Origin of the sequence: Xanthomonas sp. A1809 (assembly GCF_017746015.1) — a bacterium.
GTDB classification, from domain to species: Bacteria; Pseudomonadota; Gammaproteobacteria; order Xanthomonadales; family Xanthomonadaceae; genus Xanthomonas; species Xanthomonas euvesicatoria.
The window spans coordinates 484,250-504,161 of sequence record NZ_JAGHWZ010000005.1; the positions used below are offsets into that span (position 1 = coordinate 484,250).

The 19,912-nt window shown below is 66.5% G+C and carries 13 protein-coding genes; 3 read left to right on the forward strand and 10 right to left on the reverse strand.

All coding sequences use genetic code 11. The features are described 5' to 3' along the window. Window positions 1–42: 42 nt before the first annotated feature. Both J7396_RS08465 and J7396_RS08470 read right to left on the reverse strand, forming a co-directional pair. Entirely contained in the window at window positions 43–774 is a 732-nt protein-coding gene (locus J7396_RS08465) for a copper homeostasis protein CutC (RefSeq protein WP_136732826.1), read from the reverse strand. Continuing rightward, window positions 771–1,835: a N(4)-(beta-N-acetylglucosaminyl)-L-asparaginase gene (locus tag J7396_RS08470; protein ID WP_011348236.1), complete on the reverse strand. Its 1,065-nt coding sequence runs from the start codon at window positions 1,833–1,835 to the stop codon at window positions 771–773. Before J7396_RS08470 ends, J7396_RS08465 begins: the two co-directional genes overlap by 4 nt. Window positions 1,836–2,341: 506 nt before the next feature. On the opposite strand from J7396_RS08470, the gene J7396_RS08475 reads away from it, so the two are divergent. The 3 genes from J7396_RS08475 (at window position 2,342) to J7396_RS08485 (ending at window position 6,551) form a co-directional block, all read left to right on the forward strand. Beyond that, window positions 2,342–4,150 (forward strand): VWA domain-containing protein, encoded by a 1,809-nt coding sequence (locus tag J7396_RS08475; protein ID WP_209261296.1) that lies wholly within the window; start codon window positions 2,342–2,344, stop codon window positions 4,148–4,150. A gap of 29 nt (window positions 4,151–4,179) precedes the next feature. Next, the gene (locus J7396_RS08480) at window positions 4,180–4,752 is read left to right on the forward strand and encodes a sigma-70 family RNA polymerase sigma factor (protein WP_033478940.1); all 573 of its coding nucleotides are present in this window, start codon (window positions 4,180–4,182) and stop codon (window positions 4,750–4,752) included. Between the two features lie 1,328 nt (window positions 4,753–6,080). Further along, complete coding sequence (locus J7396_RS08485; RefSeq protein WP_142837758.1) at window positions 6,081–6,551, forward strand: hypothetical protein; 471 nt, start codon at window positions 6,081–6,083, stop codon at window positions 6,549–6,551. On the opposite strand, the gene J7396_RS08490 is transcribed toward J7396_RS08485, so the two are convergent. From J7396_RS08490 to pilG, 8 genes are all read right to left on the reverse strand, one after another. Then, window positions 6,519–7,142: a GNAT family N-acetyltransferase gene (locus J7396_RS08490; protein WP_122273521.1), complete on the reverse strand. Its 624-nt coding sequence runs from the start codon at window positions 7,140–7,142 to the stop codon at window positions 6,519–6,521. The two genes, J7396_RS08485 and J7396_RS08490, sit on opposite strands and share 33 nt — an antisense overlap. Window positions 7,143–7,368: 226 nt before the next feature. Then, window positions 7,369–7,845, reverse strand: coding sequence for a chemotaxis protein CheW (locus J7396_RS08495; protein WP_008575177.1), 477 nt, complete (start codon window positions 7,843–7,845; stop codon window positions 7,369–7,371). A gap of 33 nt (window positions 7,846–7,878) precedes the next feature. Beyond that, window positions 7,879–9,066 carry a chemotaxis protein CheB gene (locus J7396_RS08500; protein ID WP_209261297.1) on the reverse strand — a complete coding sequence of 396 codons (1,188 nt, stop codon included), beginning with the start codon at window positions 9,064–9,066 and terminating at the stop codon, window positions 7,879–7,881. A 7-nt stretch (window positions 9,067–9,073) separates the two neighbouring features. Continuing rightward, entirely contained in the window at window positions 9,074–16,291 is a 7,218-nt protein-coding gene (locus J7396_RS08505; RefSeq protein ID WP_209261298.1) for an Hpt domain-containing protein, read from the reverse strand. 113 nt (window positions 16,292–16,404) lie between these two features. Continuing rightward, window positions 16,405–18,441 carry a methyl-accepting chemotaxis protein gene (locus J7396_RS08510; RefSeq protein WP_008575181.1) on the reverse strand — a complete coding sequence of 679 codons (2,037 nt, stop codon included), beginning with the start codon at window positions 18,439–18,441 and terminating at the stop codon, window positions 16,405–16,407. Between the two features lie 39 nt (window positions 18,442–18,480). Beyond that, window positions 18,481–19,011, reverse strand: coding sequence for a chemotaxis protein CheW (locus tag J7396_RS08515; RefSeq protein WP_003482487.1), 531 nt, complete (start codon window positions 19,009–19,011; stop codon window positions 18,481–18,483). Further along, window positions 19,011–19,373 (reverse strand): response regulator, encoded by a 363-nt coding sequence (locus tag J7396_RS08520; protein ID WP_005913708.1) that lies wholly within the window; start codon window positions 19,371–19,373, stop codon window positions 19,011–19,013. Before J7396_RS08520 ends, J7396_RS08515 begins: the two co-directional genes overlap by 1 nt. Before the next feature lie 17 nt (window positions 19,374–19,390). Then, window positions 19,391–19,792 (reverse strand): twitching motility response regulator PilG, encoded by a 402-nt coding sequence (pilG, locus tag J7396_RS08525; protein ID WP_005913706.1) that lies wholly within the window; start codon window positions 19,790–19,792, stop codon window positions 19,391–19,393. Window positions 19,793–19,912 lie beyond the last annotated feature (120 nt).

Here is a 19,912-nt window from a genome sequence, read left to right on the forward strand (position 1 = left end):
CGCGGGCAGCGCCTCCCTGGCGAACGGGGCGTTGCGCGCGTTTCACGCCTGTTGCAACGCGTCTACCATCCGTTGTACCCGCGCGGTATCGGTCCGTTGGTAGTCGCCGCCCAGATCGCGGATATACGGGTGCGGCGACGGCACCTGGGCGGCGATCACGCCACGCGCCGACGCATGGAATTCGTGGGCGCCGGTGTGCTGCCGCAGGGTGCGGATGTTGTGCTCGGAAAGCCCGGCACCGGGCATGATGCCGATGCGCCCGGCTGCCTGCCGCACCAACGCGGCAATGGTGTCGATTCCCTCCAGCGCACTCGCACGTGCACCCGAGGTCAGCACCCGCTCGCACCCCAGCGCGATCGCATCCTCCAGCACACGCGACGGATCGGCACTGACATCGATCGCACGATGAAACGTCACCCCCAACGGCCCTGCTGCCTGCATCAACACGCGCATTGTCGCCAGATCGACCTGCCCATGCCGGTCCAGCGCGCCAAGGACCACGCCATCGCAACCAAGCCGCACGCACTGCTCCACATCGCGGCGCATCACCTCGACTTCTGCGGCGTCGAACACGAAGTCGCCCACGCGCGGACGAATCAGCACATACAACGGAATCCGCAAACGCTCGCGCACCACCGCCAACGTGCCGAACGATGGTGTCAGCCCACCGCCATCCAGCCCGCCGCACAGCTCCACGCGCATTGCACCGCCTGCTTGCGCGGCCAATGCCGAGGCCACCGAATCGGCAGCCACCTCCAACCCTAACGCGCTCATGCCGCCGGCTCGCTGGTGTAATGGCTCTGCCCAGGCACCAGCAGATCCTGCCGCTGCGCGTCGCACACCGCGTAACTGAAGCCCTTCTGGATCGCGAACGCACCCACTTCGCCGCGCTTGTTCATTGCCAGAAAGCCGACCTGCAATGTGCGCGTCAGCTCCGGCTTGCGACGGATCAGCCGCATCACCACCTCGCGGCAGGCATCGGCCGGCGACTTGCCCTGCCGCATCATTTCCACCACCGCAAAACTGCCGACGTTGCGGATCACCTCCTCGCCCACACCAGTCGAGGTCGCACCGCCCACTTCGTTGTCCACGTACAGGCCCGCACCAATGATCGGGCTGTCGCCCACGCGGCCGTGCATTTTCCACGCCATGCCGCTGGTGGTGCATGCACCGGATAGATTGCCGTGCGTATCCAGCGCCAGCATGCCGATGGTGTCGTGATTGTCCTTGCCGCCGGGCAACTTGGCATCGCGCCAGGCACGATTTTCGACATTGGCTTCTGGCGAATACTTGGAAGTCTTCAACCACTCTTTCCAGGCCGCTTCGGAGCTTGGGGTCAACAGCTTAGTTTTCGGAAACCCCTGTTCGAAGGCGAATTGACGCGCACCATCGCCTACCAACATCACGTGCGGCGTTTTCTCCATCACCGCACGCGCCACCGAAATGGCGTGCACCACGTCTTCCAGCGATGCCACCGCGCCGCAATTGCCCAGGTGGTCCATGATGCAGGCGTCCAGGGTGACCCGGCCATCGCGGTCCGGATAACCGCCCAGGCCGACGGTGGGATTGCTCGGGTCCGCTTCCGGCACTCGCACGCCGGCCTCCACCGCATCCAGCGCAAGACCGCCGCTGCTGAGAATCTTCCAGGCTTCCTGATTGGCGGCAACGCCAAAATCCCAGGTGGAAATCACCCGCGCCGCTCCACGCGGCAGCGCCGTCGGCCGCGCGCCCGGCGTGGCGCCTGCCGCGGCTTGCGCGCGGGCGCCCCAGCCGGCCAACCCGGACGCAATCGCGCCCAGCGTGGCGCTCTTGAGGAAGTGACGACGTTGAAGCATGCGGATGACTCCATGACGGAAACGGGCGGCCGCGCAGTGCGGTACCAGCCTTCCATCATGCGACAGCATGACGTGCGGATAAACCTTCTTGCGGTGTTGTCGCATGCGGATCCGTGCACAACCCTTGCTTGGCTGGGCTAACCCTGTCTCGGCCGCCGCGCATCCGATGCATGGATGTGGCTGGCGGCAAGCGACGGACGATGTGGTGCGCAGCCACGCTTGGCTCAGGGCTGGAGCAGCGGACGAGCCAGCCTGGGCCTTCCCCTTCGTCGCCCAGCATCCGCGCTTCGCGCCAGCTCCGTCGGAGCGAGAGCCCCCTTGTCGTCAGACGGTTGGGAGTGAGGTCCGCTGCACCGCCGCAGCCCAGGCATGGCCGGCAAAAAAATTTTTCGACCGGTTAACCCCATTCACCGCACTCGCTCGTTTTACTGACAGAGGCGCAGTGCACGGCGACCTCGGGCTGTCCGGTTGTCCATCCATCCCACCTCGCCACGCAAAGGATTCCCATGTCACGTCACAGCCTGATTGCGCTCGCCTTGTTGCTGGGCGCCTGCTCGCACGAACCCACTGCACCGCCGCACGAACCATCACGCAGCGAGTCCGCACCACCACCCGCGCCAGCGCAGCCACCACAGACACCTGACCAGACCGACGCGCTTCCTGAAGTCAGGCCGCAAGCGCAGCTCGCAGCACCAGCCCCCGCGCATGCACTGCAAGCGCCATCGGCGCCTAGCCCGCCGTCGCCCCCCATCGAAGCGATGCCGGCCCCGGTCAGCGCCAGCCACCTGTCACGTCAGGCACCGGCAGCGATGCTGATGGCCCATCGCCCGGTTCTCGATAGCCGAATGCCGATGCCGCCAGTGGCACCCGCGCCTGCCCAAGACCGCGAGCGCTACCAACACATCGACGACAACGCCATCGTACAAGCCGCGCAACACCCGATCTCCACCTTCAGTATCGACGTCGACACCGGCAGCTACAGCAATGTGCGGCGGTTCCTCAACGCAGGCAGCCTGCCACCAGCGGATGCCGTCCGCGTGGAAGAATTGATCAACTATTTCCGCTACGACGACCCGGCGCCGACCAATGGCCAACCCTTCGCCGTGCGTACCGAACTGGCGACTACACCATGGAACAAGGACAGCCTGCTGCTGCGCGTAGGCATCGCCGGCCGCGACATCGCCACCGCCGATCTACCGCCCGCCAACCTGGTCTTTCTGGTCGACGTCTCCGGCTCGATGGACGCGCCGGACAAGCTGCCGTTACTGCAATCCTCGCTCAAGCTGCTGGTGCGCCAGCTGCGCGCGCAAGATCGCATCACGCTGGTGACTTACGCCGGCAACACATCGGTGGTGCTGCCGCCCACGCCGGGCGATCAGCAGGGGCGCATCGTCGAGGCCATCGATGCCTTGCAATCGGGCGGGTCCACCGCCGGCGCCAGCGGGATCGAGCTCGCCTACAAAGCAGCGCAGCAAGGCTATCTGCGTGGTGGCATCAATCGCATCCTGCTCGCCACCGATGGCGACTTCAATGTCGGCGTCACCAACTTCGATCAGCTCAAGGGGATGGTGGCCGAAAAGCGCCGCTCCGGTATCGCCCTGTCCACGCTCGGCTTCGGTACCGGCAACTACAACGACAACCTGATGGAGCAGTTGGCCGATGCCGGCGACGGTGCCTACACCTACATCGACTCCGCGCTGGAAGCGCGCAAGGTCCTCACCCACGAGCTGGGCGCCACGCTGGCGACCATCGCGCGCGACGTCAAGATCCAGGTCGAATTCAATCCGAACACCGTCAAGGAATATCGCCTGATCGGCTACGAAAACCGTGCGCTGCGCGATGAGGACTTCAACAACGATCAGGTCGATGCGGGCGACATCGGCGCCGGCCATACCGTCACCGCCTTGTACGAAATCACCCCGGCCGACGGCACCGCATCGGTCGACCCGCTGCGCTACGCAAGCGCTGCACAGCCTACGCAGGCGCGGCCCCTCAACGGCGAGCTGGCGCACGTCAAACTGCGCTACAAGCGGCCCGATGCACAGCGCAGCCAGTTGCTGGACACGGTGGTACGCAGCAGTCAACGCAAGGCACTGAATGCCACCAGCGATGCCTTCCGTTTTTCTGCAGCGGTGGCCGGGTTCGGGCAGCGCCTGCGTGGCGGCAACCAGCTGCGGGGCTGGGATTACCCGCAGGTGCGCGCCCTGGCCGCCGGCAGCCTGGGCAGCGACCGTTTCGGCTATCGCGCCGACTTCCTGCAACTGGTGCAGCAGGCCGACGCACTGAGCACCCGGCCACTCGCCGACACCGACTGATGCGCGCAGCGCCTGCCTATACTGAGCGCATGCATCCTGCCGATCTTGCGCATCTTCCTGACGAGGAGCTCATGCTCCTCGTCGCCAATGGCTTTGTCGAACAACCGGCGACCGAATTGTTCAAGCGCCACAACCGCGCCTTGTTCAACTTCCTGGCCTGGTTGTGCGAAGGCAATCTGAGCGAGGCCGAAGACCTGGCGCAGAAAACCTGGGTCAAGCTGATGACCCGCTGTAGCGACTATCGCCCCGGGCAGGCCGCCTTCACCAGCTTTCTGTTCCAGATCGGCCGCAATGCCTGGCGCGACACCCGGCGCAGCGCATACCACGCCACCTCGGTGGCGCTGGACGATGTGCATCTGCAGTTGCCCGACGACGATCTGAGCGCCGAGCGCCTGGCCATGCTCGGCCAGCAACAACATCGCGTGCGTGCCGCACTGATGGCACTGCCGGATGCGCAACGGGAAGTGGTGGTGCTGCGCTTCTTCGCCGAGCTGGGCGTCGAAGAGATCGCGCATGTGATCGGCGAAGGCTTCGAGACGGTCAAGAGCCGGCTGCGCTACGCCTTCGCAAAGCTTCGCGTGAGCCTGGAGGCCGCGCCGTGAGCACGTCCTTCGATCGTTTCCTTGCCGGGCATGATGGCCTTGCTGCCTTGCTGCGTGCGCTGCCGCTGCATGCCCCGCGCGCGTCGATGGATGCCTGGTTTGCACACGCCGCGCAAGAGGCAGAAGCCGAGCGCGCTGCAGCGACCGCGACACAGGACACCTTGCAGTTTGAAGCGCCTGCCACCATGGCCAGCCTGTTTGCTGCCGCAGCAGCGCAAGCCGAACAGACGCAGGCTGCACAACGCGCGGCCGTGCAGGCACGTCTTGCGCAAGGCGACACCGCCGACCACACACTGGGCGCGCCATTGAGCGAGGCTGCACGCGAATGGATTGCGCAACAGATGCGCAATGCTGCCGATGCTGTGCCGGTCATGCCTGCTGCGCCTGCCGTGACAGGTACGTCGAACCCTGAATCGGTGGCTGGATCCGTGCCTGCAGCGGCCTCGGCTGGCACATCCAACCCAGTGCCGCTTTCCTCGCTCGCCGATGCCGGCAGATCTTCGGCTCAGGGAGCCGGCTCGATTCCGGATTCTTCTGACGCTCCCGCTTTTCATGCCGCTGCTGCTTCAACTTCGACGCAGGGTTCAACCCCGGCATCGGCTGCTTCGTCAATGCAAGCCCCTACACGGGCGCCATCGGGCATCGGCCCAGCGCCTGTTCGACGCAGTGCCCGACGCCTGCGCTGGATGCCGCCCTTGGCGCTCGCCGCGTCGGTCACGCTGGCCGTTGGCCTCGGCCTGCAATGGCAGGCCAGTCGACCGGTGCCGGATGCGCTCACACCGGCTGCGGCGATCCCTGCGGCAGCCGAATCAGGAAGAGTTCCCGCGCGCCCCGCTGCGGCAGACGGAGCAGATCGTGCCTCAGAAGGCAGCGTCCAAGATGTTGCGCAGCGACCTGCCTCCGCATCGGCCGACGTACCCACTTCCGCGCAGCAGGTGGAGAGGCAGCCGGCACCTTCGCTGCAGGAGCTCGCGCCAGCCGCCATGCCGGCCCCGGTCAGCGCGCCCCTGCCTGCACGTGTGGTGACGCCGCCAGCTTCCGCGCGCCCCACCGGGATGACGTCCACCCAACCGCCAATGGTGCCGGAGCCGACGCAAGACGATGCGCACGCCGCGATGGCGCCGCCCCCACCGCCTGCCCCCATCACCGCGAACAACGACGATGTAAAGGCCAGTGGTGCGCCCGCGGCAGGCACGGATAACAGCGCACCTGCCCCGCGACCCACCGAGCGTGCGCCAGCGCCTGCGGCGCCCGCGGCGGCGGCGAAATTGCCGATGTTGCCGGTATTGCCGGCACCGTCGCAGGATCCATCGTTGCGGATCGAACGCATGGCCGCCAACGCACCTGCGACCACCGAGCTAGTGATATCGCGCAACACCTCGCGTGCCGCGCCAACAGCTGCACCTGCACCAAGACCGGAACCGCAGGCCGGCAAGCCGCAGCCCGGAGCATCACGCGACAGCTGGTCGTCCACCTCGGCCACCCGCATTGCGACACAGCAGGCACAGCAACAGCGCGAGACAGACACGCGCGAGCAGACACACCGCACTGTTTCACTGAAACTTTCCACATCACCAAGCGATTGGCTGGAGGACCGTGCTGCTTCCGGGAACACGCAGACACCGATAACGATCCGCATCATGGCTGCCACGCCGAGTGCATCGGCCGTGCAGACCTGGGCGGCGCAGTTGCGCAAGCAATTCAAACAACGTGGCCGGCCAACGCAGATCGAGCTTGCGCAAGACAGCACGCTAGCCGCCGATGAATTACGGCTTGAGCTCTCGAGCGCTGCGCCCTAAACCCGGCTCATCATCCACCGCGCCTTCGCCAGGCGCGCCGTCGTCGCGCAATCTGCTGGTGAGCACGTGATCGCGCCAGTGGCCATTCAACTGCAGATAGCGCCGCGCATAGCCTTCGATCTGAAAACCCAGCCGCCGCAGCACGCGCGCACTGCGCAGATTCTCCGGAACGTATTGCGCCATCACCCGGTGCAGGCCGAGCTGGCCGAAGGCAAAAGCGATCCCTTGCGTGGCTGCCCACTGGATCAAACCGCGTCCCTGCTGCGCCGCGTCCAGGCCATAGCCCATGTGGCACGCCTGGAAGGCGCCGCGCTGGATCTGGGTGAACCCGGTGGTGCCGATCACCTGCTCGCCCTGCAACAAGACCAGTTGCAACTCGCGCTCGCCAGGGATTGCGCCGCGGTATGCCATGCACAGACGGCGCCAGCCTTCGACGGTGTAGAACGCGGGCGGCCGCAGTGGCATCGCATCGGCCAGATGAGCGCGGTTGCGCGTGTGGTAGTCGGCCATTGCAGCCGGATCGACCACGGCCAGATCGCACAGCACCACGCCGTCGGCGCGGCGGATCGGCGCAAACAGCGGAAGACTCATGGCGGCCACGCCTCAATCACGCGTGTCATCTTGCTGCCAGGTGCATCCGGCTGATGCATACCGATCTCCGCAAGCCGTCTCCAAAGCAGGGCGTCATCCAGTGCGTGAGATGGAACGCCCGACAGTCAGCAACACCCTCACCACGCATCGCTCAGTGCGCGGCAGCCCCGCTGCACGGTGCCACTGCACCCGCCTGACGGCAAGCACAGGAGGCGGCCTCCCGCTCTCAGGCGGCAGCGACCGCAAGCGCCTGGCCGACCTGCGCTTCGATGGCGTCCAGGTTCGGCAACAGCGCGCTTTGCTCGCCCAGCAGCACGCGCATGTGCACACCGTCGGGCAGCGCATCTTCCGAGGCATCGGCCAGCAGGCCATCGCGCGGCACCGAAATCAGCTGCGGGAACGAGGCGGTCAGCAGCGCGAAATACGGCAGTGCCGGGTTGCCACCCAGCGCCTTCAACACGATGACCTTGTTGTTGACCGCGGTGGGTTCGTCGCCCATGCCGCTGAGGCGCGCGAACGACAGCAGCGGCACCTTCCAGCCGTACCAGTCGATGCGCCCGACCACCCAGCGCGGCATGTCGGGCAGCGGCTCGACCGCCACCCGCGACATCACTTCGGCCACCGTTGCGTTCGGCAGCAGCACGCGCTCGCTACCGGCCTGGATCAGGACGCCGCGGATTTCGTCGTTATTAGCGTAGCTCATCGCATGATTCCGATTCGAATGGGAGCGCCCGGCTTATGCCGGCCAACGCTGCGCCAGCGCCTGCGCCAACTGCGCGGGGTCGCCGGTCAGAATGCCTTGCCGCGCCAGACGCGCGGCGGCGGCCGGGTCGTAACAGCCGTCGGTGGATTGCCCGGCCAACCAGCCGCCTTGCTCGGCCAATGCCAGCGATGCCTCCACCAGCGCCTCGTTGGCACCGCTGAGCATCAGCACCGCACTGTCGGCCGGCGGCAGCGCGGCGATCAGCCCGGCCGGATCGGCCGGTGCCACGAACGCCAGCGCGCCGGCATGCTGTTGCACGCCGACCTCGTCGGCGAGCACATACACCTTGCCTGGTGCGACCACCTGCCCCGCTTCACCCAGTTCGACCGGCAACGCAGACACGCGCCCCATCTGCCGCACCAGGTTGCCGTACTGGCCGCCATCCAGGGTCATGCGCACCAGCACCGCACGCGGGAATTCCGGCGGCAAGGCGGCCAGCAGGCGACGGATCGCATCCGGCCCACCGATGCCAGCGACGACCAGCACAGCGCCGGTGACGCTGCCGTTGTGCTCCAGATCCACCAGCGACAAGCCGCCGGTGGACAGGGCCGCCACATCGGGTTCGGCGCGCGGGCGCACCACCACGGCCACCTCGTCCACCAGGCCCCAGGTGCTGGAATCGCCCAGCGCCAGCCCCGGCTTTTCCACAGCGGCCGGTGCCGCCTCCTGCATGGAGGCATGCGCGAACAAGGCATCGCCGGGCACGCTGTCGAACGCGTGCGCGGCCGCTTCCAGGTGTTGATCCAGTTGCAGGTCCGAATGCTGCTGCGGTGCCAGCGTCAGGCCGGGCTCGGGCTGCAGCGAGGGCTCGCTTTCGGTGCCCGGCGGCAGCACGTCGGCGTGGCCGTGTAGCTTGGCGGCCAGATGGCGCACCCAGCGCTGCGCTTCCCAGCCCTCGCGGCGCACCGTCAGTTCGGCCTCGTCGAAGATCACGGTGACGCCGGGCATGTTGAAGGCCGGCTCCAGCGCTTCGAGCGCGTCTTCGATCGACGGTTCGAGTGCGACCAGCACGGCCACCGGCTCGGCGTCGCGCAGCATCTGCACGTCGACCGCCGCTGGCTCGTCTTCCAGCACCACCTGCGCGCCGGCCAGGCCAAGCGCCTCGCGCAGGCGCTCGCGCGCCTGACCGGGACGACCCAGCAAAGCAACCGGAGTTCCCATTGCGCCATTAGTCTCGGACACGGGCGATCCCCAGCAGGTCATACACGTTTCGCATCAGATCCAACTCTTGGTAAGGCTTGCCCAGGTAACGCTGCACGCCGATCTCGAAGGCGCGCTGGCGATGCTTCTCGCCACTGCGCGAGGTGATCATCACGATCGGCACCGCCTTGAAGCGCGGGTCGGCCCGCATCGCGGTGGCCAGCTCGTAGCCGTCCATGCGCGGCATTTCGATATCCAGCAGCATCAGGTCGGGCACGCGCTCTTCGAGCAGTTCCAGCGCCTCGACACCGTCGCGTGCGGTCGTGACGTCCAGGTTGTGGCGTTCCAGCACACGGCTGGTGACCTTGCGCATGGTCAGCGAATCGTCGACCACCATCACCAATGGCACCTGGCGCTGTGCTTCGGCCTGTGTTTCCAGCGACGGCCGCGCCGGCTGGGCCAGGAAACGACGCACCAGCGGGGCGACGTCCAGGATCACCACCACGCGGCCATCGCCGGTGATGGTGGCGCCGTAGATGCCCGGCACCGAGGCGATCTGCAGGCCCACCGGCTTGACCACGACTTCGCGATTGCCCAGCACCTGATCGATAGCCACTGCGGCACGCAGGTCGCCCGCCCGCACCAACAGCAACGGCACCTGCGCCTGGCCATCGGCACGCGCGGCGGCCTGGCCGACCAACGAGCCGAGGTCGTGCAGCACGTACTCTTCGCCGGCGTAGTGATACCCGCCCTCGCCCGACTCGTAACGGGCGCGCGAGATGCGGCCGATACCGCTGACCGAGCCCACCGGCACCGCGAACGTCGTTTCGCCGATGCGCACGAACACCGCCTGGGTGACCGCAAGCGTTTGCGGCAGACGCAAGGTGAAGGTGGCGCCCTGCCCGCGTACCGAGTGGATATCCACCGAGCCGCCGAGCTGACGCACTTCGTTGCGCACCACGTCCATGCCCACGCCACGGCCGGCCAACTGGCTGACCTGCTCGGAAGTGCTGAAGCCGGAAGCGAAAATCAGGTTATCGAGTTCGGCCTCGCTCAGCTCCTGGCCCGGTTCGATCAGGCCGCGCTCCTCGCCGCGCCGACGGATCGCCTCGCGATCCAGCCCGGCGCCGTCGTCGGCCACTTCCAGCACGATTTCCGAGCCTTCGCGGCGCAGACGGATCGCAATGCTGCCTTCTTCCGGCTTGCCTGCGTCGCGGCGTTGCTCGGGCGTTTCCAGCCCGTGCGCCACCGAGTTGCGCAGCATGTGTTCCAGCGGCGCGACCATGCGATCGAGCACGTTGCGATCCAGTTCGCCCTGGGTGCCTTCCAGCACCAGGTGCACCTGCTTGCTGGTGTCGCTGGCTGCCTGACGCACCACACGACGCAAACGCGGCACCAGACCGTCGAACGGCACCATGCGCGCGCGCATCAGGCCATCCTGCAGCTCCGAACTGACGCGCGACTGCTGTTGCAGCAAGCCGTCGTACTGACGCGACAGATCTTCCAGCACACCCTGCAAGCCGCCCAAGTCGGCTGCCGATTCGTTCAGCGCGCGGCTGAGCTGCTGCAGGGTGGAGAAGCGGTCCAGTTCCAGCGGATCGAAGGTGCGATCGCCCTGGTCCTGTTCGCGCTGATAACGCGCCACGATCTGCGCTTCGGTTTCCAGATCCAGGCGTCGCAACTGGTCGCGCAGACGGGCGTTGGTGCGATCCAGTTCGCCCATGGCGCCGCGGAACGCGCCCAGCTGCTGCTCCAGGCGCGAGCGGTAGATCGCCACTTCGCCGGCGTGGTTGACCAGGCGGTCGAGCAGGTCGGCGCGCACGCGCACCTGCTCCTGCTGCACGCGCGGCAGGAAGTCTTCTTCGGCTTGGCCTTCCACCGGAACCGGGGCGGACAGCGGCGCCGGTTCCACCGACGCCTTGGCGATCGCGCGGACATCGGCGTCGCTAGGCGGTGCGGCATTGCGGCCACGGGTACGGGTTTCGAAGGCTTCCACCAGATCGGTCGGCATCGTCACCGCACGGTGCATGCCGGTGCGGGTCAGCAACTGATGCAGGCGGTCGAAGCCACGCTCGAACAGACGCACGTCGTCGCGATCGATGTCGGTACGGTTGGCCGCCACGGCTTCGAGCAGCGATTCGATCGCATGACCCAGATCGCCGATGGCGTTGATGCCGGCCATGCGCGCACCGCCCTTGAGCGTGTGCAGATCGCGCTGCAGTCCATTGAGGACATCGCGGTCTCCCGGCACTTCGCGCATGCGGGCGATCAGGCCGTCGCAATGGTCCAGCAGGTCGCGACCTTCTTCGACGAAGATGTCGACCAGCTCGCCGTCGAGTTGATCGAAGTTCAGCGGGCCGGCATCGAATGCCGCGCCGATATCGTTGCTGGCCGCACCGGCACGCGCCGCATCTTCGACTGGGGCGCTGAACGCAGCGGTGGTGGTGTCTTCCGGCTCGTCGGCGCTGCGGTCGGTTGCGTGCTGATCTGCGGAGTCGTCGGCATGCTGATCGGCACCGGCGTGGTCGCTGGCTTGCGTTGGTTCCGCGTGCGCGGCGTGTCCTGCGCTTTCGAACTGATCTGCGTGCGCGGCATGATCGGCGTGATCGGACACGGCAAACGCATCGACTGCGGCCTGCTCATCGGCCTGCGCCGCGTCGTCGGAGGTGACAGCCTGCGTGTTGTGCAGCTCCGGCGCGGTATCCGATTGCGGATCGCCGGTCTCTTCCACCTGATCGGCCGCATGCGCCATTTCGAATGCCTGCACCGATTCGACAGTGTGATCGGGCAGGACGTCGGCACCGGCCTGTGCGGCGTCAACTCGGTCGGCGTCTGCATGCTCGGCATCGGAATGCGCCGCTTCGGTCTGCTCGGCAGCCACATGCTCGGCGTCGGAATGCTGCGCTTCGGTATGCGTGGCTTCGGCGTCCAGGTGTTCCGTCGCGTGCTCTGCGTCGCTGGCATGTTCGTCGGAATGCGCGTGCGTTTGCAGCTGCTCACCGGCGTCGACGTACTGGTCAGACGGCACTTGCTCGTGGACGTGCGGCTGCGCATCGGCAGGCGCGTCATCGCCCGAATCCATCTGCTGATTCGAAGATGGTTGCGCTTCCAGCTCTGCATGCTCGCCCAGCTGCGCGGCTTCTTCCAGCGGTTGCTGTTCGCCCGCATACGGCTCGCCGGCATGCGGCAACGCTGCCTCGCCGTGCTGCGCCGCCTGGTCTACCGACTGCTCGCCCGCGTATTCCTGCGTGTCGGCATGGCCAGACTGATCGGACGACACGCTGTCCAGCGCTGCGGTTTCCGGGGTCCAGTCTTCCGCGGTCGTTGCATTGGCGTCATCAGCCAACGCTACGTCGGCGTGCACGGCCTCCAGCGCTTCGATGCTCTCGACCGCCTCGTCAGCGCCTGCTGCAACTTGCTCGTCGTGCGCGGGCGCCTGCTGTGCCTGCCCGTCCACTGCCTGCTCGGCATCGGCTGCAGCCAGCGTCTGCGCATCGCCCAAGGCAGCTTCCGCATCGGCCAGCTCATCTACCGCAATGCTGTCGGCGTGCGTGCTGGTGGCGTCGGCGTCGTGCTCGCCGGACACACGCTCAGCAGATGCCTCACTGGGCACCTCTGCCGCGTGCTCGCCGGAAGCGTGATCGTGCGGTGCGGTCTGCGCATGCTGCAGTTCAGTGGCATCCCAGGCCTCGGCTTCAACCAGCGGCTCGTCGGCCGGCAGGTCGTGTGCGTCGATGCCCTGCGATGCGGCCCGGTCTGCCTCTTCGGCTGGCGCAGCATCGTCGTGCAGCGCATCGGCAAGCTCGGAATCACCAACCGGTACCAGCGCGTCGTCGCTCGATGCAGGCACGGACTCGGCAGAGGCGTGGACATCTTCGTGCACGGCGGCATGACCGGCATCGTCGACCGCATGCGGTGCAGGCGCGTCCAGTGCGAGTGCCGACTCATGCTCGGCTTCGGCTTCGGCCAGCTCGTCCACGGCAATCGGCGCATCGTCCGGCTGCGGCTGCGCGTCTTCGGCATCTTGCGCCGATGCGGGGGCGTCGGACGGTAGCGCGCCGGCATCCAGGTACTGCGACAAATCCTGCGCACCGGTCAGTTCGACCGAGGCATCGCTGCCGTCTACCGTGGCGCTCGGGGCGTCGACATCGTCCAGCTCGTCCAGGAACACCTGCGGCGGCCACTGCGCTTCCGGCAAGCTGTCCACCAGCGTGCGCAAGCGCTCGGTCAACGGTGCGAACGACGGAATCAACGGCGCATCGGCACGCAGCGCGGTCACCGTGGTGGCAATCGCAGCAGCAGTGGCGGTGAGGGCTTCGAGCCCTTCCGCCGACGGCATGACCGAGGCGGCCAGCAAGCGCTTGACGTAGCTTTCGGCCGGCGTCGTCACCAAGGTGATTTCCGGCACGTCGGTCATCGCGAACGCGCCACTCATCGTGTGCACGGCGCGCAGCACGTCTTCGGTCGCCAACTGCGGCTCGGCCTGGCTGGCCTGCAGCCACCCGTTCACCGTGTCCAGATGCGTGGCGACCTCGGCTTCCAGGATCTCGCGCAGCACGCTGTCCACCGAAGCCGGCGTTCCGCCGCTGGCGACAAACACGCCTGCGGCTGCCGCCGGAATCGCCACGGCCTCGGCCACCGGTGCCGCGGCTGCGGGCACGTAATAGACCTCTTCGCCAGCAGCAACGCGTTCGGCAATGCCCTGGATTTCAGGCAGATCGGCGCTGATGCGGCCCTGGTCGCGCAGCGCGGCGTTGAATTGCGGCAACACCTCGTAGGCCAGTTCGACCATCGACACGACCGCCGGGCTGGCCGGCCGCGAATTATCGAGCACGCGGTTAAGCATGCTCTCGATCTTCCAGCTGAACTCGCCGAGCACGCTGGCGCCAACCAGACGCCCACTGCCCTTCAGGGTGTGGAAGACGCGGCGGATCGGGCGCAGGGCTTCCGGGTTGGTGGGCGCGGCGCGCCACACCGGCAACAGCTGCCCCAGGTTGACCAACTCTTCGTCGAATTCTTCCAGGAACACGTCGCGGATATCGTCGTCGATATCGCTGTCGCCGAAGCCGCCGAAAATGCCGGCATCGGCAGCCTCCTGAGCGCGTTCGCTGGACACCGATTCAGAGCTTGCCTGCGCGGTGTGCGCATCGGCGGCAGGTGCCGGCGCCTGCGGGCGCTCCACGTCGAACTGCGCGGCTGCTGCATCGAGCTGGGCCAGGAACGCAGCGGAGGCGTCGTCCAGCTCGAATTCGCTGACCACTGCCTGTTGCACGCGCGGGGCGACCGGCTCGGATGCCGCTTCGGACGGGACGTCCTGCGGCTCCTGCACCGGCTCGACGAACGGGTCGTCCAATTCCTGCGGCGGACTCGGCGGCGGCGAGAAGGCGTCTTCGATGCTGGTCTGCGCGCGACGCGTTGCGTTCTCGGCGATGAACTCCAACGGTGCTTCGGTCTGATCGGCATCGCCCGGCAGGTCGATCTGCTCGATCTGCAGCGGCGCGTCCTCGGCAGGCACCGGCTCGGCGGCGTGCTCCTGCTCCAGCGCGCTCAGATCCACCGTGTAGCTGACCTGCGCGACCTCGTTGCCATCCTGCTCGGCCGACACCGGGTCGAACGCAGAGGTGGCGATCGGCGCGGCCTGCTCCGTGGTTTCCAGATGCCAGTCGCCAGGCGCCTGCGCGCCGTCGTCCGAAAGATCCAGCGGCGCCACGGTGAACGGCACATGCGACTGGCCGGACACGGTTTCTTCGGCGGCGACCGGGTCGAAGGAGAACACCGTATCGGTCGCGGCAGCGCCGGTGTCGTGCACCACGCTGGCAGCGAACGGCGTCTCGACGACGGTTTCGTTCGCCCATTCCAGCGACGGCAAAGACGCATCGTTGGCGGCCTGCGGCGTGTCGGCGTGCTGCAACGGCGGGGCGGCCACCGGCTGCGGCTCGGCCGCGCTGCCCGGCTGGTCCGTGCCGACCGGCAAATCGGACGGCTGGCCCGACGGCAGCGGCCAGTAACGCAACGTTTCCAGGCTGTTGCGGGTGATATCCAGAATCTCTTCGCGGCCGGGACGGCGCTCGCGCAGGGCTTCCAGGTAGTACTCCAGGCTGGCCATCGCATCGGCCAGGGTATCCAGCTGGCGTCCGCTGGGCACGCGCTGCTTGCCGATCAATTCCAGATCGACGTAGCGACGCACGCCTTCCAGATAATCGGCGGCCTGCGGCAGCTCGAGAATGCGCAACGCACCGCCGACTTCGCCGAGCAGGTGCGGCACCTCGGCCAGACGCGCGTGGTCCCAGTTGGTTTCGATGAAGGCGACGAAATGTTCGCGCGCCGCACCGAAGTTGGCGATCGCCTCTTGCGCCAGCACATCGACCGTGCGGCGTACTTCCGAGGAGTTGGCACTGTTGCTGACTTCGGTACCGTCGCCCGGGTCGGCGCCCAGGCTGGCGACCTGATCGTCCAGCGAGGCATCCACGTACAGCAGCGCGCCGGCAATATCCAGCAGCACGCTTTCGTCCATCTGGGTCTGGCCATCGACCACACGCGCCAACGCATCGCGCTGCTGCACGACGACGCTGCGCGCCACGCCCAAGCCCATCATGCCGAGGGTGTCGGCAACACTGCCCAGATCGTTGACCTGGGTCTGCAGCTCGCCGATCTCGCCGCCGGTGCGCAGATGCAGGTCCAGCGCGTCTTTCACGCGCAGCAATTCTTCCTTGACCGCATTGCCGACGGTGTCAAGCAACTCGCGATTGCGTCCGCTCAGACTGCCGCGCGCGTGATCCAGCTCGGCCTCGGTGGCAACACCGGCCTGCGGGTCGAACGCGAACAGCACGCTTTCGCTCAGACCCGGCTGGCCACGGGTGGCACGGATTTCATTGAGCAGCGGCAGCAACACGATCGGAATGTCGCGATGCCCGTTCTGCAAGCGCTCCAGGTAATCGGGCAGCAGCACGGTGCCGCGCATCAGCATCGCGCAGGCCTCATCGCGGTCGGCGACCTCCCCTGCCTGCACGGCCTGGGCCAGCAGCTCGAGCTCTTCGGCCACCATCGCCGGCGCATACAACTCGACCATGCGCAGCGTGCCCTGCACCTGGTGCAGGTAGCCGGCGCAGAACCGCATCCGACTGGTGTCGGACGGTTCTTCGGCAAAGTACTCGATCTCGTTGCGCGCCTGGCGCAACGTCTCGTCCAGCTCTGGCTTGACCCAGCCCAGTGCGGCGTGACTCATCGCATCGCGAAGCGCGCTCATTGCAGCCCCCTGACTACGACCGACTCGCCGCCAGCGCGGCAACCGGTCACTTCCTGCATCGACGTAACGCTACTACGCGCCATCTGCTGATCCTTTCCCGTTCCGCGTCGTGGTCACGCCGGCAGCTTGAAGTCGGCGACCGAACGGCGCAGATCGGCAGCGAGCTGAGCCAGGTTGCCGATCGATTCGGCCGTCTGCTCCGCACCCTGCGATGTCTGGCTGGTGATCTGACGGATCACGCCCATGGTCTGTGTGATATCCGTCGCCGCGGCCGACTGCTGGTGCGCAGCGATGGAGATGTTCTTAATCAGGTTGTTCAAGGCGTTGGACACGCGCTCGATTTCGGTCAGCGCGGTGCCGGCGTCTTCGGCCAGGCGCGCACCGGACACCACTTCAGAGGTGGTCTGTTCCATCGAACTGACCGCTTCGTTGGTATCGGCCTGAATGGTTTGCACCAGACCTTCGATGCGTCGGGTCGCACTGGAGGTGCGTTCTGCCAGGCGCTGCACTTCGTCGGCCACCACAGCGAAACCGCGACCGGCTTCGCCGGCCGACGCTGCCTGCACCGCGGCGTTGAGCGCCAGGATGTTGGTCTGCTCGGAAATGTCGTTGATCAGTTCCACGATCGAGCCGATCTCCTGCGAGGATTCGCCCAGTCGCTTGATGCGCTTGGAGGTTTCCTGGATCTGGTCGCGGATCTGGTCCATGCCCTGAATCGTCTCGCGCACCACGCCGGCACCCTCGGCGGCGATGACCACCGAGCGCTGCGCCACTTCGGCCGACTCGGTGGAGTTGCGCGACACCTGTTCGATGCTGGCCGCGATTTCGCTGATGCGCTCGGAGGCAGTGGTGATCTGGTTGGCCTGCTGGCCGGCCGCTTCGGCCAGTTGCATGGCCGTGGCCTGGGTTTCCTGGGTCGACACGGCCACCTTCGCGGAGGTGTCGTTGATGGTGGTCACCAGGTGGCGCAGTTCGTCCACGGCGTAATTGATCGCGTCCGCGATGGCGCCGGTCATGTCCTCGGTCACCGAGGCCTTCACGGTCAGGTCGCCCTCACCGAGCGAGCTGATTTCGTCCAGCAATCGCATAATCGCCTGCTGGTTGCGGCTGTTGAATTCCACCTGCGACTGGTAGCGCACGTCCTGCTCGCGGGTCCGCACGCGCACCGAGCTCCACACGAAGCCGATGATCGCCAGCAGCGCGACCAGGCCGGACACCACGCCCAGCCAGAAGTTCGGGAACAGGCGCGTGTCGCGCACCGAACCGAACGCCGAAAACGCATCGAACAGCTTCTTGCTGTCTTCGAGCATCTTGCCGGAGCCAGCCGTCAGCGCGGCGGCCGAGGACTGTGCGGCGAACAGGTTGCGCGAGCTGGCGAGGATGGCGTCGACGTCTTTCTTCATCGTCGTCCACTGCGCCTGCGACTGCTCCAGCGCCGACAACGCGGCCGGGTTGCGCACCGCGGCGATGCCGAGTTCTTCGTTGCCCGTGCGCAGGCCTTCCAGCATCTGCGTGAACACCACCGAGTCGCGTGCCAGTGCGTCGCCCGAGGCGGCCGCATTGGCGCCACCGGCGCGCATTTCCGTGACCCGGCGTGCCATGGTGCCGGCGACCACCACCTGCTGCAGCGTGTTGTAGATCTGCGAGGCAGGCGCGCCGCTGACCGTCATCGCGCGCACCACTTCGTTCAACTGCGCCTGCAGCTGCGGCACGCTGCCGGAGAAGCGTTCGGCGTTGCCGGCCAGACCGAGCACCGCCGGTTCGCTGGCGATGACCTGATCGGCGTTTTTGCTCAGCGGTACCCAGGTCGCCTTGAGTTGCGCCATCGAGCTGGCGATCGAGCTTTCCTGGCCGTAACGGCCATCCAGCTCGCTGACCGTGCTGTCGATACGGCCCTTGGTTTCCTTGAATGCGGCAAACGCCTTGGCATCGCCGGACACCGCTTCGCGGCCCTGGTTGGCCAGCTGCTGCGAGAGCACCTGCAAGTCGGCCGCGCCGGTGCCGGCACCGGCAAGACGACTGCCCTGCCACGTCGCGACGCCGGTATTGGCGCCAAACACGATCATCGACAACACCAGCAAGCCAAGCCAGAAGCTGGTGCTGACGCTGCCGAGCTTGTTGGTCTTGCGGGCGTCCGGGGCGGTACTCATGGTTCGACCTCGATCTGTATGACGTGGCGGGGTCGCGGATTAGGCCGCGGCCTGCCGGAATTCAGGAGTGCGCGACAGCAACGCCAGGGAAAACACACCCCAGTCCTGCGTCTCGTTGCGGAAGGCACGGTCGATGAAATGGGCGTAGCGGCCTTGCGCCAGCTCGCCGGGTTCCACCGCCTGGACCTGCTCGAAGCTGCGTTGGCCGTACAGCTCATCGATGGTCAGCGCGACGTCGCCGCCGCTCTGACGCATGATCAGCACACGCTGGCCTTCCTGCAGCACCGTGCGACGGCCCTCCAGGAACTGCTTCAGATCGATCACCGGGAACAGATTGCCGCGCAGGTTGCCCACGCCCAGCAGCCAGGGCTGTGCGCCCGGCACCGGAGTGACCGGCGGCATCGGCACGATTTCCGCAACTTCGCGGAAGTCCGAGACCAGTCGCCGGGTCCCGACGCGATACCCCACGCCGCGCCAGATATCGGCCGAGAACTGGCGTTCCGGCAGCGGCGTGGCGTGCGCCAGACTACGACGCTCGTAGTCTTCGAGAATGTCGAATGGAGAGCGCATCAACGCACCAATTGTCTGATGCGCGCGATCAGATCGTCTTCGCGCGGCGGCTTGACGATGTAGTCGCTGGCACCTTGTCGCAGACCCCAGGCCCTGTCGGTTTCCATGCCCTTGGTGCTGACCAGCAGCACGGGAATGTCCTTGGTTGCCTGGTCGCGTGCGAGAGCACGGGTTGCCTGGAAGCCGCTCATGCCGGGCAACACCACATCCATCAACACAAGATCGGGCGCCTGGCTGCGAACCAGCTCAAGCCCCTCTTCTGCATTATCGGTGGCGACGACCGTATGGCCTGCTTTTTCCAGCCATTGACTGAAGACTGCCCTGTCGGTGGGCGAGTCCTCGATCAATATAATTCGAGCCATGTTGCCTTTCCCCCTGGTCAGGCGTGGACGTACGTGCGGATCGCGCTCAGTAGTTCTTCACGGGTGAACGGCTTGGTCAGATATTGCTCGGAACCGACGATGCGGCCGCGAGCCTTGTCGAACAGGCCGTCCTTGGACGACAACATGATCACCGGCGTCGATTTGAAGAGCTGGTTGCCCTTGATCAACGCGCACGTCTGGTACCCATCCAGGCGCGGCATCATGATGTCGACGAAAATGATCTGAGGTTGCTGGTCCGCAATTTTGGCCAGTGCCTCGAAACCATCCGTTGCTGTCACTACTTCACAACCTTCCCGCTTCAGCAGCGTTTCGGCGGTGCGGCGAATGGTTTTCGAATCATCGATCACCATCACCTTCAGTCCTGCGAGTTCCCCACCCGCAGCAATGTTTTCACTCATGCAAATATCCCCGGGCGCGCGACGCTTCATCCCTTCCGACGTCGCTACGAAACTGCATGTATATCCCAAGACCCGCATCGACTGTCAAGGGCGCATTGCCGGGGCCCCGCCAGGCGGACG

Bases quoted from the DNA above. Each gene is read 5' to 3' on its own strand.
- J7396_RS08465 (WP_136732826.1), bottom strand. From the start codon at position 774: ATGAGCGCGTTAGGGTTGGAGGTGGCTGCCGATTCGGTGGCCTCGGCA.
- J7396_RS08470 (WP_011348236.1), bottom strand. From the start codon at position 1,835: ATGCTTCAACGTCGTCACTTCCTCAAGAGCGCCACGCTGGGCGCGATT.
- J7396_RS08475 (WP_209261296.1), top strand. From the start codon at position 2,342: ATGTCACGTCACAGCCTGATTGCGCTCGCCTTGTTGCTGGGCGCCTGC.
- J7396_RS08480 (WP_033478940.1), top strand. From the start codon at position 4,180: ATGCATCCTGCCGATCTTGCGCATCTTCCTGACGAGGAGCTCATGCTC.
- J7396_RS08485 (WP_142837758.1), top strand. From the start codon at position 6,081: ATGGCCGCCAACGCACCTGCGACCACCGAGCTAGTGATATCGCGCAAC.
- J7396_RS08490 (WP_122273521.1), bottom strand. From the start codon at position 7,142: ATGAGTCTTCCGCTGTTTGCGCCGATCCGCCGCGCCGACGGCGTGGTG.
- J7396_RS08495 (WP_008575177.1), bottom strand. From the start codon at position 7,845: ATGAGCTACGCTAATAACGACGAAATCCGCGGCGTCCTGATCCAGGCC.
- J7396_RS08500 (WP_209261297.1), bottom strand. From the start codon at position 9,066: ATGGGAACTCCGGTTGCTTTGCTGGGTCGTCCCGGTCAGGCGCGCGAG.
- J7396_RS08505 (WP_209261298.1), bottom strand. From the start codon at position 16,291: ATGAGCGCGCTTCGCGATGCGATGAGTCACGCCGCACTGGGCTGGGTC.
- J7396_RS08510 (WP_008575181.1), bottom strand. From the start codon at position 18,441: ATGAGTACCGCCCCGGACGCCCGCAAGACCAACAAGCTCGGCAGCGTC.
- J7396_RS08515 (WP_003482487.1), bottom strand. From the start codon at position 19,011: ATGCGCTCTCCATTCGACATTCTCGAAGACTACGAGCGTCGTAGTCTG.
- J7396_RS08520 (WP_005913708.1), bottom strand. From the start codon at position 19,373: ATGGCTCGAATTATATTGATCGAGGACTCGCCCACCGACAGGGCAGTC.
- pilG (WP_005913706.1), bottom strand. From the start codon at position 19,792: ATGAGTGAAAACATTGCTGCGGGTGGGGAACTCGCAGGACTGAAGGTG.